The sequence below is a fragment of the Streptomyces sp. CA-288835 genome (assembly GCF_050936385.1).
Lineage (GTDB): Bacteria > Actinomycetota > Actinomycetes > Streptomycetales > Streptomycetaceae > Streptomyces.
The window spans coordinates 3,901,664-3,917,191 of record NZ_JBNJMW010000001.1; the positions used below are offsets into that span (position 1 = coordinate 3,901,664).

General features: G+C 70.1%; 10 protein-coding genes. 2 read left to right on the plus strand and 8 right to left on the minus strand.

Going from position 1 to position 15,528, the window contains the following annotated elements; all coding sequences use genetic code 11:
* Nucleotides 1–15: 15 nt before the first annotated feature.
* The gene (guaA, locus tag ACQEVY_RS17495; protein WP_432949482.1) at nt 16–1,590 is read right to left on the minus strand and encodes a glutamine-hydrolyzing GMP synthase; all 1,575 of its coding nucleotides are present in this window, start codon (nt 1,588–1,590) and stop codon (nt 16–18) included.
* A gap of 294 nt (nt 1,591–1,884) precedes the next feature.
* Between guaA and ACQEVY_RS17500 the strand changes: the two genes are divergently transcribed.
* Nucleotides 1,885–2,169 (plus strand): chorismate mutase, encoded by a 285-nt coding sequence (locus ACQEVY_RS17500; RefSeq protein WP_432949484.1) that lies wholly within the window; start codon nt 1,885–1,887, stop codon nt 2,167–2,169.
* A gap of 629 nt (nt 2,170–2,798) precedes the next feature.
* On the opposite strand, the gene ACQEVY_RS17505 is transcribed toward ACQEVY_RS17500, so the two are convergent.
* Nucleotides 2,799–3,965, minus strand: a complete 1,167-nt coding sequence (locus ACQEVY_RS17505; RefSeq protein ID WP_432949486.1) for a hypothetical protein — start codon at nt 3,963–3,965, stop codon at nt 2,799–2,801.
* A gap of 270 nt (nt 3,966–4,235) precedes the next feature.
* Between ACQEVY_RS17505 and ACQEVY_RS17510 the strand changes: the two genes are divergently transcribed.
* Nucleotides 4,236–5,249: an LAETG motif-containing sortase-dependent surface protein gene (locus ACQEVY_RS17510; protein WP_432949488.1), complete on the plus strand. Its 1,014-nt coding sequence runs from the start codon at nt 4,236–4,238 to the stop codon at nt 5,247–5,249.
* A gap of 160 nt (nt 5,250–5,409) precedes the next feature.
* Here ACQEVY_RS17510 and ACQEVY_RS17515 read toward each other — a convergent pair whose 3' ends face one another.
* The 6 genes from ACQEVY_RS17515 to ACQEVY_RS17540 form a co-directional block, all read right to left on the minus strand.
* The gene (locus tag ACQEVY_RS17515; protein ID WP_432949490.1) at nt 5,410–7,188 is read right to left on the minus strand and encodes a GMC family oxidoreductase N-terminal domain-containing protein; all 1,779 of its coding nucleotides are present in this window, start codon (nt 7,186–7,188) and stop codon (nt 5,410–5,412) included.
* A 121-nt stretch (nt 7,189–7,309) separates the two neighbouring features.
* Nucleotides 7,310–8,923 (minus strand): succinic semialdehyde dehydrogenase, encoded by a 1,614-nt coding sequence (locus ACQEVY_RS17520; RefSeq protein WP_432949492.1) that lies wholly within the window; start codon nt 8,921–8,923, stop codon nt 7,310–7,312.
* 111 nt (nt 8,924–9,034) lie between these two features.
* Nucleotides 9,035–10,678: a serine/threonine-protein kinase gene (locus ACQEVY_RS17525; protein WP_432949494.1), complete on the minus strand. Its 1,644-nt coding sequence runs from the start codon at nt 10,676–10,678 to the stop codon at nt 9,035–9,037.
* Between the two features lie 22 nt (nt 10,679–10,700).
* A complete protein-coding gene (locus ACQEVY_RS17530; RefSeq protein WP_432949496.1) occupies nt 10,701–12,392 on the minus strand; it encodes a serine/threonine-protein kinase in 1,692 nt (563 codons plus the stop codon).
* Between the two features lie 92 nt (nt 12,393–12,484).
* Complete coding sequence (locus tag ACQEVY_RS17535; protein ID WP_432949498.1) at nt 12,485–13,693, minus strand: serine/threonine-protein kinase; 1,209 nt, start codon at nt 13,691–13,693, stop codon at nt 12,485–12,487.
* Nucleotides 13,694–13,830: 137 nt separating this feature from the next.
* Nucleotides 13,831–15,528 (minus strand): serine/threonine-protein kinase, encoded by a 1,698-nt coding sequence (locus ACQEVY_RS17540; protein ID WP_432955271.1) that lies wholly within the window; start codon nt 15,526–15,528, stop codon nt 13,831–13,833.

Below are 15,528 nucleotides of genomic sequence, written 5' to 3' on the forward strand. Positions count from 1 at the left end.
ACCGGCTCCGGAGCGTCACTCCCACTCGATCGTGCCCGGCGGCTTGCTCGTCACGTCGAGGACGACGCGGTTGACGTCCGCGACCTCGTTCGTGATCCGGGTCGAGATCTTCGCGAGGACCTCGTACGGCAGTCGCGACCAGTCGGCGGTCATGGCGTCCTCGCTCGACACCGGGCGGAGCACGATCGGGTGGCCGTACGTCCGGCCGTCGCCCTGGACGCCGACGCTGCGCACGTCCGCGAGCAGCACGACCGGGCACTGCCAGATGTCGCGGTCGAGGCCGGCAGCGGTCAGCTCCTCGCGGGCGATGGCGTCGGCCTCGCGGAGCAGGTCGAGGCGTTCCTTGGTGACCTCGCCGACGATGCGGATGCCGAGGCCGGGGCCCGGGAACGGCTGCCGCTGGACGATCTCGTCCGGCAGGCCCAGCTCCTGGCCCACCATCCTGACCTCGTCCTTGAAGAGCTTGCGCAGCGGCTCGATCAGCTGGAACTCGAGGTCTTCCGGGAGCCCGCCCACGTTGTGGTGGGACTTGATGTTGGCCGTGCCGGTGCCGCCGCCGGACTCGACCACGTCCGGGTAGAGGGTGCCCTGCACGAGGAAGGCGACCTCGGGGCCCGCGTCCGCGATGATCTCGGCCTGCGCCTGCTCGAAGACCCGGATGAACTCGCGCCCGATGATCTTCCGCTTCTCCTCGGGGTCGCTGACCCCGGCGAGCGCCTTGAGGAAGCGTTCCTCGGCGTCGACGACCTTCAGCTGCACACCGGTGGCCGCGACGAAGTCCTTCTCGACCTGCTCGGTCTCGCCCTTGCGCATCAGACCGTGGTCGACGTACACGCAGGTCAGCTGCGAGCCGATGGCCTTCTGTACGAGGGCGGCGGCGACGGCGGAGTCCACGCCGCCGGAGAGACCGCAGATCGCGCGCTTGTCGCCGACCTGCTCGCGAATGGCGGCGACCTGTTCGTCGATGACGTTCCCGGTGGTCCAGTTCGGGCTCAGCCCCGCGCCCCGGTACAGGAAGTGCTCGAGCACCTGCTGGCCGTGCGTGGTGTGCATGACCTCCGGGTGGTACTGGACCCCATACAGCTTCTTCTCGTCGTTCTCGAAGGCGGCGACCGGGACGACGTCCGTGGAGGCGGTGACGGCGAAGCCCTCCGGGGCCCCGCTGCACGCGTCGCCGTGGGACATCCACACCGACTGCTCGTCGGGGGTGCCCTCGAAGAGAGTGGAGCCGGACTTGGAGACATGCAGGGGCGTACGGCCGTACTCGCGGGCACCCGTGTTGTCGACCGTGCCGCCGAGGGTCGTCGCCATCAGCTGGAATCCGTAGCACATGCCGAAGACGGGGACGCCGGCTTCGAAGAGCTCGCGGTCCAGGCGGGGGGCGCCCTCCGCGTACACCGACGAGGGGCCGCCGGAGAGGATGATCGCCGCCGGGTTCTTGGCGAGCATGTCCTGGACCGGCATGGTGCTCGGCACGATCTCGCTGTAGACCCGGGCCTCGCGGACCCGTCGGGCGATGAGCTGGGCGTACTGCGCACCGAAGTCGACGACCAGGACGGTGTCGGGGGCGGCTGGGGTCGCTGATGACACGGGTTGCCTTCCGGCGGTTCGCTGAGGGGCTGTGCTGCCGAGTCTAACGGGGTGTGCGGGGACGACGTCCCGTCTCCGGCTTGGACCGCGTCCGGCAAGCGTGCATACTGCTCCCATGCTCACGCACCCGACCTTCGTCTTTACCTATGGCAACCGGCCCACCGGCTGCCATGGTCGTGCTGCTTGAGCTACTGACAAGCGACTTACCAGGCGCCCCGGGCCGACAAGGTCCGGGGCGCCTGACGTTTCCGGGGCTTGCCGGTCCAGGGCGTCGCCGAAGAAGAGGAGCCCGACATGGGTGACGTACTCGACAAGACCGGTGCCCGTACCGATGCGGCGGCCGACGTGATCAGCGGTGCGCGGGAGCGGATCGACGCGCTCGACGACCGGATCATCGGTCTCGTACAGGAACGCATGGCCGTGTCTGCCGTGATCCAGGAGGAGCGGATCGCGTCCGGCGGCCGACGCGTGAACCTGTCGCGGGAGATGGAGGTCCTCGGCCACTACAGGGAGGCGCTGGGCAAGCCCGGTACGTCGCTGGCGATGACCTTGCTGGAGCTGTGCCGGGGCCGCATCTGAGGCCCCGACGATTCCGCGTATCCCCAATCCCCGTATGTGAGTTCCGCGTACGCACGTACCCATGGCCGGTTCCCCGGAAATCGCGTGACCGCGTCGCGGCGCGCTTCGTTGGTGTCGGTGTCCGTGCCAGCCAGGGGCGGCCCGAAGAAACCACGCGTGGCTCCGCTGGAGCGATGAGGCGTACGGACGTGCGTCGTGGGACCTCGCTCCAGCAGATGTGACCGGACTGCAGGGGACAGCAGCCCGGTCACGGACCAGAGAAGGCCGGCTCCGGGGACGCCCGGAGCCGACCGGCCGAATCTGTGTGAGAGCGGTCGAAACGGTTGCGAAGGCCTCCGCCCATCGAGCACGATGCGTAGAGCAGTCCCAAATCGAACAACCCACCCGAGTCCCAGCGCAGACAACCGCATTGCATCGCCCGACTGCCAAAGGTCTACACCACTGGCGCTACCCATGTGCTCCGGGGCGCAAGACCGGCAGACAACCGCACCACCACCGAACCAGCGGCGCTCCCCCCGGCGCCGCTCCTCAGGCACCGGCGCTGCCCTGACGTCGGTGCTGACCGGGAAGGGCCCCGCGGATCCCCCGCCGCGGGGCCCTTCGCATGCCCGAAGCCCTGCGCTTCCCCGTCAGGTCCGCGAGGCGGTGCCGCATGTCTCCGTACCGGAGTTCTGGATGTCTCGGCTGCGGTCGTACGGGTCGACCTTGGGCCCGGTCGGCTTCGTCGTCCCCTTGGTGGGGACCGAGTCGAACCGCGGGTGCATGTAGCCGTCGTAGATGCCGCAGCCGGTGTTGGCGAGATCCTGGTCGTAGCGGGCGATCACCAGTTTGCCCGGGGTGAGCCGGAAGCGCGTCGGATCGGCCAGCTCCGTCTCGAGGACGCGGCGCGCGATGACGCGGGCCACCTCTGTGGAGTCCGGGTCGGCCGGGGCCAGCGCGTAGACGAAGGTGTAGTCGGCGCGGATGACGACCGACCCCTTCTCGTCCCGTTCGAAGCTCATACGGCCACGGGTCTTGACCACATCGCCGACGAGCCGCACCTCGTCCTTGTCGAACCGGCTGAACATCAGCAGCGGATCGTTCTGCTTGTCCGGCTTGCGCAGCCAGGACCGCACGTCGGAGAGCATCCCGGGCTGCTTGGGGTCGAGGGTGCCGAGCACGGTCTCGGGGGTGCCGCCGAGCAGGGTCGTACGGTCGATGTTCGCGTCGACGAGCAGGGCCTTGGTCTGCTTCAGGGCCCGGCCCACCTGGTCCTTGCTGAACGAGCCGACCGGCTTCGCCTCCGGCAGCACGATTCCGGCTTCCCCGTCGGCGTACCGCTCGGCCGGAGATCCGGCGAACGGCCGGTCCAGGGTGGGCGTTCCGGGAGCGGCGGAGGGGGCTGTGGACGGGGGCGCGGTCTCCTCAGGCAGCGGAGCCGCGGATTCCGTGCCCGTACCGCCCCAACCGCCCGTGCCGAACAGGTCGCCGGGCAGCAGCGACGGCTTCATGGCGACCAGGGCGATGGCGAGCACGAGGGGTACGCCGATGATCGCCCAGAGCTTGCTGCGGCGGGCGGGCCGCACGTTCATCCCCTGCACGGGGGGACCGGTGCGCCACCCCGGCGGCCTCTCGCCCCGCGCGTCCTGCTGACGCAGCCGCTCCGTCACCATGCGGGCTCGTGCGGAGGGCTCCTTGGGCGCGTTGGAGGCGCTGATGCCCAGCTCGCTGTCCCGTAGGAACTTCTCCCACTCATCGTCAGTGGGACTCTTGGGGTCCTCGGAGCCCCGCGGGTCCTCGGACGGCTTTTCGGCCACGGCGCTCGCGCCTCTCCCCCTGTCAACTGCCCACCCCCGATGGGCAGACGAGCCTTTCTAAGCCGTGGCCGAGGGAGTTCACAAGTCGAGTACGGAGTTCATGGATGTGACTCAGCCCACATAAGAATCCCGTGAAATCGAGGACAACCATTCACAGGATTCCCGGGTCTCACTTGCGGAACCACAGCCCCACCGCGGCTCGTACGCGGAGGGCGTCCACCTACATCTCGTACCGCGACGTCGCGGTACGCCGGACTCACCGAGGTCTTGATGAAGCTTCGCCGTGCCATGGCCGCTGCGGCCGCGACGGCCGTCATAGCTCCGCTCGCGCTGCTGTCTGCGCCCGCCGCGTTCGCTACCACGGGCGATCCGAGCACGAAGACCACCACGGAGTCCGCGACGCCGACGGCGACGCCGGCGACCGAGCCGACGGCGACGCCGACGACCGCCCCCACGGCTACGACGACGGACCCGACGGCTCCGACGACCGCCCCGACGACGACGCCGGCCAACCCGACGACGGGCCCCACCGACAAGCCCTCGGGCAAGCCCACGGACAAGCCCACCGAGGACGAGACCGACCCCGCGGAGCCCACCGAGGAGCCCGAGCCGGAGCCCTCCGTGTGCGCGGACTCCAAGGTCGACGTGACCATCACTGGTATCCCCGGCAAGATCGCCGCGGGCAGCGGTTGGCACAAGTTCTCGCTGAACGTGGCCAACAACTCCGCCTCCACCCTCAACGACCTCGACTTCTTCGCCGGGGCCTCCGCCGACAAGAACGGCGACAACCTGTTCAAGAGCAAGCAGGTCCAGCTCCAGGCCTACAACCCCCAGGACAAGACCTGGGAGAACCTCAACGAAGGCGGCTACGCGGTCGGATACGTCGGCTACACCGACGAGCTCAAGCCCGACTACGAGGTCAACATCCCGCTGCGCATCAACGTGAAGTCCACCGCCCCGGTCGGCGCGGGCTTCTCGCTCGGCGCGAGCATCTACGGCGACGCGGACGCCGAGTGCACGGGCTTCGGTCAGATCTCCTACAAGTTCCAGATCGTGGCCGCGGGCACCAACACGGACGGCACCAAGCCGCAGGTTGGCGGCAAGGTTCCGGTCGCGAACGAGAAGCCCAACAAGAACGAGACCGCGAAGGTGAGTGGCAGCCTCGCCGAGACCGGTTCCAGCTCGGCCCTGCCGATGATCGGCCTCGTCGGCGGTGTCGCCGTCGTCGCCGGAGCGGGCGCGGTGTTCGTCGTGCGCCGCCGCAAGACCGGTGCTGACGCGTAAACGCTCCGCTGGAAGCAGGGTGATGAAACTGCGGGCCGGTGGGGGCTGGTCGCGCAGTTCCCCGCGCCCCTAAAGGGGCGCGACACGCTGCACGCAAGAGACGAAGGACCTGCGCTCGGAGGGGGGCGCAGGTCCTTCGTCTTTCCCACAGGCCATAGGCCTACTGCTTCGGCGGCACCGTCGGCATCCCCAGGAACGGCAGTCGCAGTGCACCGAAGGCGTCCGGCGGGACGACCGGCGAGCGGGGTTCGACCGGCTTCAGGCGTTCGTACGTGGCTCCCGGTGCCGGACGCGGATCCGCGTCGCCCTTGTTGGGCCAGTACGACATCGCGCGCTCGGCCTGGGCAGTGATGGTCAGCGACGGGTTGACGCCGAGGTTCGCGGAGATCGCGGCGCCGTCGACGACCGAGATGCCCGGATGCCCGTACAGCCGGTGGTACGGGTCGATGACGCCTTCGTCGGCGGACGCCCCGATCGGGCAGCCGCCCAGGAAGTGGGCCGTCAGCGGCGTACCCATCAGCTCGCCCACATTGCTGCCCGCGAAGCCGTTGATCTCCGCGGCGATCGCCGACGCCGCCTCCGAAGCCGCCCGGATCTGCTTGGGGTTGGGCGCCCCGTGTCCCTGACGAGCCGTCAACAAGCCCTTTCCCGCGCCCTTCGGCTTCAGGTAGGTCGTCAGGGAGTTGTCGAGGGACTGCATGACGAGGCCGATGATCGTTCGCTCCGACCAGCGGCGGTTGGACAGCGAGCGCAGCACGAGCAGTGGATGCCGGGCCGCGTGGGACAGAAAGCCGAGCACCCTCGACGACCCGTCCGCGTACGGGACTTGGACGATGGACAGGCCGCCCATCGAGTTCGAGCCCTTGCCGTAGCGGACCGGCTCGATGTGCGTGTTCGCGTCGGGGTGGATCGAGGAGGTGATCGCGACGCCGCGCGTGAAGTCGACCTTCGCCGCGCCGGTGACCTTGCGATAGCGCCGGTTGTCGGTCTGCGCGCCGACCAGGGCCTCGGAGTTGGTACGGGTCAGATCGCCCAGCCTGCTGGAGAGGTACGGGAGTTGGCCGCCCGCCTTCATCCGGTGCAGCAGGGTCTGCGTGCCGTACGTACCGGCCGCGAGGACGACCCGGCGGGCCCTGAAGACCCGTCCCTCGCCCTTGCGTTTCTGGTCGGTCGGGAGAGTGGCGACGGCGTACCCGCCCTGCGAGTCGTCGGTGACGGACACGACCGTCGTCATCGGGTGGACGACGGCGCCCGCCTTCTCGGCGAGGTACAGATAGTTCTCGACGAGGGAGTTCTTCGCGCCGTGCCGGCAGCCGGTCATGCACTCCCCGCACTCGGTACACGCCTTGCGGGCCGGGCCCACGCCGCCGAAGTACGGGTCGTCGACCTGCTGTCCGGGCCCGGCCTTCGCGGTCCCGTCGGCGTCCTCGCCGTCACCGAAAAACACGCCGACCGGCGCCAGATGGAAGGTGTCGCCCACGCCCATCCGCTCGGCCGCGGCCTTCAGGTGGACGTCGGACGGCGTCATCGTCGGGTTGAGCCGCACGCCGAGCACGCGCCGCGCCTGGTCGTAGTACGGCTTCAACTCCTCCTGCCAGTCGGTGATGTCCTTCCACTGCGGGTCCTCGAAGAAGGGCTTCGGCGGTACGTAGAGGGTGTTGGCGTAGTTCAGCGAACCGCCGCCTACGCCCGCGCCCGCCAGCACCATGACGTTGCCCAGGAGATGGATGCGCTGAATGCCGTACATGCCGAGTTTCGGCGCCCAGAGGTAGTTCTTGAGGTCCCAGGAGTTCTTGGGCAGCGACTCGGGGGTGAAGCGGCGGCCGGCTTCGAGGACGCCGACGCGGTAGCCCTTTTCGGTCAGGCGCAGGGCGGTGACAGAGCCGCCGAAGCCGGAGCCCACGACGATGACGTCGTAGTCGTACGCATCCTCTGGCACCTGCGTTCTCCTCTTTGAGTGTGCAGTGCGGGCCGTGTGTGGTTGCTCGCGCTCACGCGGCGGAGCCGCATATCGATAGAGCCCCGCGCCCCTAAAAGGGGCGCCCCCTGAGCCGGAGTTCCTACCGGAACCCGAGTGCCTTCATCACCCGCAGACTCCGGCTCATGAACTGCGCGTACTTCTCGTCGTCCATCCCCAACGACGGCGCCATCGGCAGCAGTCGCTGATGCGCGATCGTCTGGGCCTCGGTGTACTTGAGGATGCCCTCCGAGCCGTGGCGGCGGCCCAGGCCGGAGTCCTTCATGCCACCCATCGGGGACTGGACGCTGCCGTATGCGGAGGCGTAGCCCTCGTTGATGTTGACCGTGCCGGTGCGGAGGCGGGCGGCGACATCGGCGCCGCGGCGGCCGTTCCTCGTCCAGACCGAGGCATTGAGGCCGTACGGCGTGGAGTTGGCCTGCTCGATCGCCTCGTCCTCGTCCTTGAAGCGGTAGATGGAGACGACCGGGCCGAAGGTCTCTTCATTGCAGACGGCCATCGGCGCCTCTACGCCGTCGAGGATCGTGGGCTCGAAGAAGTACGGGCCTATGTCCGGGCGGGCCACTCCGCCCGCGATCACCTTGGCGCCCTTGGCCACGGCCTCGTCGACGTGCCGGGTCACGGCCTCGAGCTGGCGCTCGCCGGCCAGCGAGCCCATCTCGGCGCCGTACGACAGGGACGTACCGAGCCGCATCGCCTTGGTACGGGTGGCGAACCGTTCCAGGAAGGCGTCGGCGACGGACTCGTGGACGTACAACCGCTCGATGGAGACGCACAGTTGACCCGCGGAGGAGAAGCAGGCCCGCACGGCGCCCGCCGCGGCCTTCTCGATGTCGGCGTCCTCGAGGACCAACATGGCGTTCTTGCCGCCGAGTTCGAGGGAGACCCCGACCAGGCGGCCTGCCGCGCTCTGGGCGACCTCGCGGCCGGTGCGGGTGGAGCCGGTGAAGGAGACGTAGTCGGCGTGCCGGACGATCTCCGGGCCGATGACCGGGCCGTCGCCGATGACGACCTGGAACACCTCGATCGGCAACCCTGCCTCGATCAGCAGGTCACGGGCCCACAGTGCCGTCAGGCAGGTCTCCGTGTCGGGCTTCATCACGACGGCGTTGCCCGCGACGAGGGCGGGCAGCGCGTCGCCGACCGAGAGCTCCAGAGGGTAGTTCCAGGGCGCGATCTGCCCGACGACGCCGCGCGGCTGGCGCAGTTCGGTGACCTTGGTGAGGGTCGGCACGGCGCCGGTGTGCCGCTTGGGCCTGAGGTACGAGGACGCCTTCCTGCCGTAGTGACGGGCGGCCACCGCCACCGCCTGCACCTCTTCGTGCGCGTGCAGCCGGGCCTTGCCGGTCTCCAGCTGGATGAGGTCGAGGACTTCGGCCTGACGCTCCAGCACCAGGTCGTGGAAGCTCAGGAGTACGGCGGCCCGCTGCCGTACGGGCACCTGCGCCCAGACCGACTGCGCCGCACGGGCCTGCTCGAACGCCTTCTGTACGTCCTCGGGGGTGGACTCGGGCAGATCGGCCAGCTTCTCGCCGGTGAACGGCGTGTGGTTGGCGGTGCGACCCGAGCCGGGCACGCCCTTGGTGAGCTGGGCGATGAGCTCCGGCGTGACCACGTCGGCGGCCGTGCGGGCGCCCTCGGGGGCGGGGGCAAGGGGGTTCGTGCCGGTCTGTACCGGGGCCTGCGAGTCCGTCATGAGGCGCAGCGTATTCCGGCCCGAAGACTTTTGGTACCCGGTGGTAACCCACTTCACGGACTGCACACATCGCGCCAGTGGCCGCTGGCGGAGAACACCCTGATCAGGACGTCAGCCCACCATCGACTTGCCGACCTTGAGGCGATCACGCGCGCCCTCGAACAACGAGGCGCCGCGTTTCTCGTCCTTCGTGCCCTTCGGCATGTCCACGCGCAGTTCGTAGTACTCCTTGGCGTCCGTGGCGATCAGCAGCTGCATCACGCGGTACTTCTCCTCCTTCACCTCGTACTCGGTGTCGAGGAGCCTCGCCTCGTAGCCGTGGAACGTGGTGGGTTCGGACAGCGTTTTGGCGAAGTCGTCGGCGTAGGAGAGCGTGGCCTCTTCCGCCCAGGAGTCCATGGGCGTCGGCGCAGCGTCCTCGCGGGTCAGCCGGAGTTGGACAGCGTTGTCGCCGTAGGTCACCGAGCGGGAGGGGTTGCGGCGGTCCGCGCCGGTGTCGTCGCGGTCGGCCAGCGGAGTGCCGACCGGTACGGACACGATGGCGTCCAGGTCCTTCTCCGGGTGGATGGTCCAGCCGTTCACGGTCCTGGCCGAGGGGGAGGCGGACGCCGAGGGGGTGGCCCCGCGGTTCTGCGCCTCCGCCCTCGGGTCGCCGCCCCGGAAGGAGATCCCGAGCCAGATGCCGCCGCTGAGGAGAACGGCACCGGCGACGGAGGCGGCGAGGAGACGAAGGCTGGGGCGTCGTCGGCGTAAGGAGTGATGGTCGGGCGCCGTCGGGGACGGCAGGGATCCGGCGGGCGGGGCTCCGGCCGTCTCGGTTCGTGCCATGTCCGGCGATGGGAGTCCGGTTCGTACGGTCTCGGTGTAGCCCGCGAACTGCGGTGAGGCGTAAGGGGGTTGCGGCTGCCGGGGTGGGTCGGTGAGGACGGGAACGGTCCAGCCCTCGGCGACCGCCTCCAGCACCGCCGCGCTCTTCACGGCGTCCGGTCGCTGCCCGGGGTCCTTGGCCAGCAGTTGGGTGATCAGGGGTCCGAGGTCCCCGGCCTGCCGCGGTTCCGGCGGCTCGTCGGACAGGATCGCGGCGAGCGTGGACTCCACGGCTGTACGGCGGAAGGGGGACCAGCCCTCGACGGCGGCGTACAGCAGAACGCCCAGGGACCAGAGGTCGGAGGCGGGTCCGGCGCCCTGGCCCGCCATGCGTTCGGGCGCGATGAACTCGAGCGAGCCGACGAACTCGCCGCTGGCGGTGAGGGATTCCTCGCCCTGGATATGCGCGATGCCGAAGTCGGTGAGGACGACGCGGCCATGGGAGCCGAGCAGCACGTTGGCGGGCTTCACATCCCGGTGCACGATCCCGACGGAGTGCGCGGCGTGCAGTGCGCCGACGACCGCGAACCCGATGCGCGCGGTGTCGGCCGGCTTGAGGGGGCCGCGCCGCAGTACGTCCTCCAGCGAGTCGCCCCGGATCAGCTCCATGACGATCCACGGCAGTCCGTCCTCGACGACGACGTCATGGATGGCTACGGCCGCAGGATGGTCGACACGCGCGGCGGCCCGCGCCTCGCGGTAGAGGCGATTGGCAGCGCGCTGGTGGGCGCCGTCCCGGGGATCCCCGGGCAACCGCGGCTGCTTGACGGCGACTTCGCGCCCCACGAGCTGGTCCACGGCGCGCCATACGGTGCCCATACCGCCGGAGCCGATGCGCTCGGCCAACCGGTAGCGGCCGCCGATCAGCCGCCCCTCCTCAGTTGTCATGCACCATCAGTATCGTGCGGCCTCAGGGCTTGTCGACGTCGAGTTTCGCGATGGCGGTTTCGGCAACTTCGCGACCACGCTCGGTGAAATCCCCCTTGCCGGGATAGTCGATCCACAGCTTGTAGAGGTCGCCCGACTTGGTCTTGTAGTAGAAGATGCGGGCCTCCCGCGGGCGGGGCGTGTCGGAGTCCGTCTGGTCGTCGACGTAGGTGACGACGTTCTCCGCCGCCTTGCCTTCCTTGTACGACGTCTCGGTGGTCTCGGCCTTGGGCGCGGGCGACTCCGCCATGTTGCTGAACGCGCTGTCGTCCACCTTCTCCATGGCGTCGGCGTCCTGGTACGCCTCCGAACTGGCGGTGCCCGCAATCTCGTTGAGGCTGTCCTCGGACTTCTTGTACAGGTACAGGCCGATCGAGACGGAGTAGCTCGGGTCCGTGTACGTCACCCAGTGGGTCTTGTCCGTGGCGCGGTCGGGCACGCCCCGTACGTAATCCGGGGGCGCGGCCAGCGTCGCCGCCACGTCCTTCTCCTTGTGCGTCTTCCAGCCGTCCGGCACGGGCCCCGCGAACGGGTTGCCCATCTGCAGGAACGCGGTGACCGCCGTCGCCAGGACGAGCCCGGCGGCGATTCCGATCCACCCCTTGCGGCCGATGCGTATCGACTTGCCGCCGGGGGACGCGTGTTGGACGACCTTGGTCTCCTGGGGCGGCTGGGCGGCCTTTTCCAGGAGCTGGCGGACCTGGGCGGCGTTCGGGCGGCGGGCCGGGTCTTTGTTCAGCAGGGTGTTGATGGCGTCGGCGAGCGGGCCCTTGGCCGCGTTCGGGGCGGCCGGCGTGGCGTTGAGGACGGACTGGAGGGTGGCGGGGGTGTTGTTGCGGCGGAAGGGCGAGACGCCCTCGGTGGCCGCGTACAGGACGACGCCCAGCGACCACAGGTCGGAGGCGGGGCCCGGCCGCTGCCCCAACACCCGCTCGGGCGCGATGAATTCGGGCGAGCCGACGAAGCCGCCGGTGTCCGTCAGGTTGGTCTCGCCCTCGATCTGGGCGATGCCGAAGTCGGTGAGGACGACGCGGCCGTGCGGGCCGAGCAGCACGTTGTCGGGCTTGACGTCGCGGTGCAGGATGCCCGCGGCGTGCGCGGCCTCCAGCGCGCCGAGGACGTCGAGGCCGATCTTCGCCGCCTCGCGCACGCCGAGCGTGCCCTCCTGCAGCGCGGCGCCCAGCGAACGTCCATGCACCAGCTCCATCACGATCCACGGCTGGCCGTCCACCACCGCGACGTCATGCACGTTTACGACAGCCGGGTGGTCGAGCCGGGCGGCGGCACGCGCCTCGCGGCGCATGCGCTCGAAGGCGTTGGCACGTTCGCGTTCGGGAAGATGATCCGGTACGCGGGGCTCCTTGACGGCGACCTCGCGGTCCACCGTCTCGTCCTTGGCCCGCCATACGGTGCCCATGCCGCCATGGCCGAGCTTGCCGAGCAGCCGGTAACGGCCGGCGATCAGACGACCGGTGCCGGGCTCCTGCGGCACCTGCTGCTCGGGCACGACCTGGGTGGGCGCCGCGTGCGGAGTCGCGTACGGGTTGCCCGGATACGGGACGCCGGCGGGCTGCTGCGCACCGGGCTGATGTCCGGGCACACCCGGCTGCGGCGGTTGCAGACCAAAACTGGTTGGCTCATTCGACCCGTAAGGGGCTCCCCCGCTGTTGCTCATAGGACCCATCTCTATCGCGCCAGATGGCGAGCTTCCACCCCTGATGCCCACCGGTCACAGACCCGTGACCCAGGACGTTCCTTATATCCCCTTTACGGGATTCTGGGCGGCCGGTCCGGCGACCGAGTCGTGTCCACGGTGGACGTCGGCGAGCGCGTGCCGGTCACCGAGGGCGTAGGGCTCACCGGCGCACTCGTACCCGGACTCGTACCGGCGCTCGTCTCGGGCGCCGAGCTCGTGGGCAACGGCGTACGGTCACCGTCCCCGCCCCCTCTCATCAGCAACGCGGCGGCCGACACCCCCGCCCCCGCCATCGCGGCGACCAACGCGGCCGCGATCAGCGCGCTCCGGGCCGGCAGCCTCGACGGCAACGGCCGCGAGGGCGAGGGGATCCGGGGCGGCGCGGTCACCGGCTGCCGCTTCGATACGTCCCGCCGCGCCGGCGTGGGGCTGGGAGGCACCGGTGGCGTACGGCCCGTGTCGAGAAACGCCCGCAGCATCTGCTCCGCCTCCGCGGAACCGAGGCGCCGGTCGGGATCCCGCTCCAGGAGCCCTCGTACGACGGGCAGGATCGGCCCGGCCTCGTCCGGCGGATGGATCTCGGCGGCGACCACCGCGTGCAGAATGCCGCCCAACGAGTCGCGGTGGAACGGCGATTCGCCGCTCAGCGCCGTGCACAGCAGCGCGCCGAGCGACCACAGGTCGGACTCGGGTCCTGTTCTGGCCCCGGACATGCGCTCGGGCGCGGTGTACTCGGGCGAGCCGACGAACGCTCCGTTCTCGGTGAGCGTCGGCGCGCCCGCGACCCGGGCGATCCCGAAATCGGTGAGCACGACACGGCCGTCATCGGAGACGAGGACGTTTGCGGGCTTGAGATCACGGTGCAGTACGCCCGCGCCGTGCGCCCTGCGCAGCGCGCTGAGCAGGGCGATGCCCAGCCGCGCGGCCTCGGTCGCGTCGATGGGCCCGTGTGCGGCGATCCGGTCGGCGAGGGAGCTGCCCTCGATCAACTCCATGACCATGTACGGGCGTTCGTCGTCCTCGACCACATCGTGCACCACGATGATGTTCGGATGCTCGAGCTGCGCGACGGCCCGCGCCTCCCGCAGCGTGCGCTCGCGCTGCGAGCGGGACTCCTCCGCCGGGAGCGACGGGTCGACGGCGAGTTCCTTGACCGCGACCTGCCGGCCGAGCAACAGGTCCGTGGCCCGCCATACGACGCCCATGCCGCCCCGGCCGACCGAGTTCTCAAGCCGGTAACGACCCGCGATGACACGGAGGTTCTCCCCCTCGGTCCCCATGCGCCCCATCATGCCCCACAGGTGAGCGCCTGCTAGGGGGCCCGGAGGCCGGGTGGCCGAAGCGCGACGGTTGACAAAGCCCGGTGGGCGCCGAGGTCGGAGGCGGGGTGCTCGAGCGGGCCTCGCGTCGCGCGGGCTCAGCCGGCCGTGTCCGCCGTGGGCCGCCAGCCCCTCAGGATGTTGTCGAACTGACGGCGGGCCTGCTCCCAGTCCGCCGCGGGCGCCGACATGTAGATCGCGTACTCGATACCGTCACGGCTGAGATACATCTCCTCGATGGCCCGCCGCGGACCGGGGAACGGGGTGTCCTTCGCCACCGCCGTCCAGGTGAAGTCCCACAGGGCGCCCGGACGGTCGCGGAACACGTTCTCCTCCAGGCTGACCTGCCGGTAGTTGAGCAGCCGCTCCTGCAACTGCTGCTCCAGGTCGATCACGTGCTCGTACGGCGTGGGGAAGTCCGGGGACTCGTCGACGGCGATACGGACGAAGTGTTTGCCGCCGTCGGGCGTGTAGTCGACCTGAAAGTCGTCCACCGTCTTCCGCTTCCAGGCCTTGCTCGGCAGAGCGAGGCTGAACCCCTTCGGGTCGTCGACCCGCACCCAGCTGTCCGGGATCCCATCCGAGGGCGCCTTGTCCCCGCTCTCCGGCGAGGGCTTCACGGGTTCGGAAGACGAGGACGACGCGCCGGACCTCCACTCGTCCGCGTACCGCATCACCGCGGCACCGCCTCCGCCGACGAGCGCGGCCAGGACCACGACGAGGGCGAGGGTGCGGCCACGGCGGCGGCCTCGCGTGCGGGCCTGTCCCGGCGGCGGTTGGTACGTCGGATGGTGCGGCTGGTGGTTCGGGGCGTGGCTCGCCGGATGGCTCGACAGGTGGTTCGGGGTGTGGCTCGTCGGGTGGTGCGAGGTGGCGGCGGCCGGATCGGGCGCCGGCCGGCCATCGATGCCGTAAGTGCCGCTGATGGTCGGCGCGTTCGACATGTGCACCGTCGGCACATGGTCCTCGGCCGCACTCGGCCTGCGCCCCTCGGCGGCCTCGGCGAGCATCTGCTCGGCCTGCGCCGCGTCGGGCCGATCGGCCGGATCCTTCTGCAGCAGGGCGTTGATCACGTGGGCGAGCGGGCCCGCGTTCTGCGGCTCGCCCGGCTCCTCGTCGACCACCGCCTGCATGGTGGTCAGCGGTGTCGTCCGCCGGAACGGCGACCTGCCCTCGACCGCCGTGTAGAGCGTGGCGCCGAGCGACCACAAGTCGGAGGCGGGACCGGGGTCATGGCCGCGAATGCGCTCGGGCGCGAGATAGTCGACCGAGCCGACGATCTCGCCGGTCCGCGTGATCGTCGTGTCCCCCTCCACCTGCGCGATGCCGAAGTCGGTGAGCAGGACACGGCCGTCCCGGGAGAGGAGTACGTTGCCGGGCTTGATGTCGCGATGCAGTACGCCCGCCGAGTGCGCGGCCCGCAGCGCACGCAGCACCCACAGCCCGATCCGTGCCGCCTCCCGGGGCTCGACGCGCTGCGCGTCCTTGACCGCGTCGGCCAGCGAGTGGCCCTCGACCAGCTCCATCACGATCCATGGCCGACCGTCGTGCTCCAGCACGTCGTGCACCGTGACGACGGCCGAGTGGTTGATCCGCGCGGCCGCGCGCGCCTCCGCCCGGGTACGGGCGAGCAGTACGGCCCGATCGCCCTCGGACACGTACAGCGCGGCCGTCAACTCCTTGATCGCGACGGCCCGGTGCAGCACCTCGTCATGCGCGCGCCACACCCGGCCCATGCCGCCGCTCCCGATGGAGTCGACGAGCCGGTAGCGATCCGAGAGGAGCGCGCCCTGCAT

Excerpts from the sequence above, each read along its gene's own strand:
- ACQEVY_RS17530 (WP_432949496.1), bottom strand. The coding sequence starts at position 12,392 with ATGAGCAACAGCGGGGGAGCCCCTTACGGGTCGAATGAGCCAACCAGT.
- ACQEVY_RS17535 (WP_432949498.1), bottom strand. The coding sequence starts at position 13,693 with ATGGGGACCGAGGGGGAGAACCTCCGTGTCATCGCGGGTCGTTACCGG.
- ACQEVY_RS17520 (WP_432949492.1), bottom strand. The coding sequence starts at position 8,923 with ATGACGGACTCGCAGGCCCCGGTACAGACCGGCACGAACCCCCTTGCC.
- ACQEVY_RS17540 (WP_432955271.1), bottom strand. The coding sequence starts at position 15,528 with ATGCAGGGCGCGCTCCTCTCGGATCGCTACCGGCTCGTCGACTCCATC.
- ACQEVY_RS17525 (WP_432949494.1), bottom strand. The coding sequence starts at position 10,678 with ATGACAACTGAGGAGGGGCGGCTGATCGGCGGCCGCTACCGGTTGGCC.
- ACQEVY_RS17500 (WP_432949484.1), top strand. The coding sequence starts at position 1,885 with ATGGGTGACGTACTCGACAAGACCGGTGCCCGTACCGATGCGGCGGCC.
- ACQEVY_RS17510 (WP_432949488.1), top strand. The coding sequence starts at position 4,236 with ATGAAGCTTCGCCGTGCCATGGCCGCTGCGGCCGCGACGGCCGTCATA.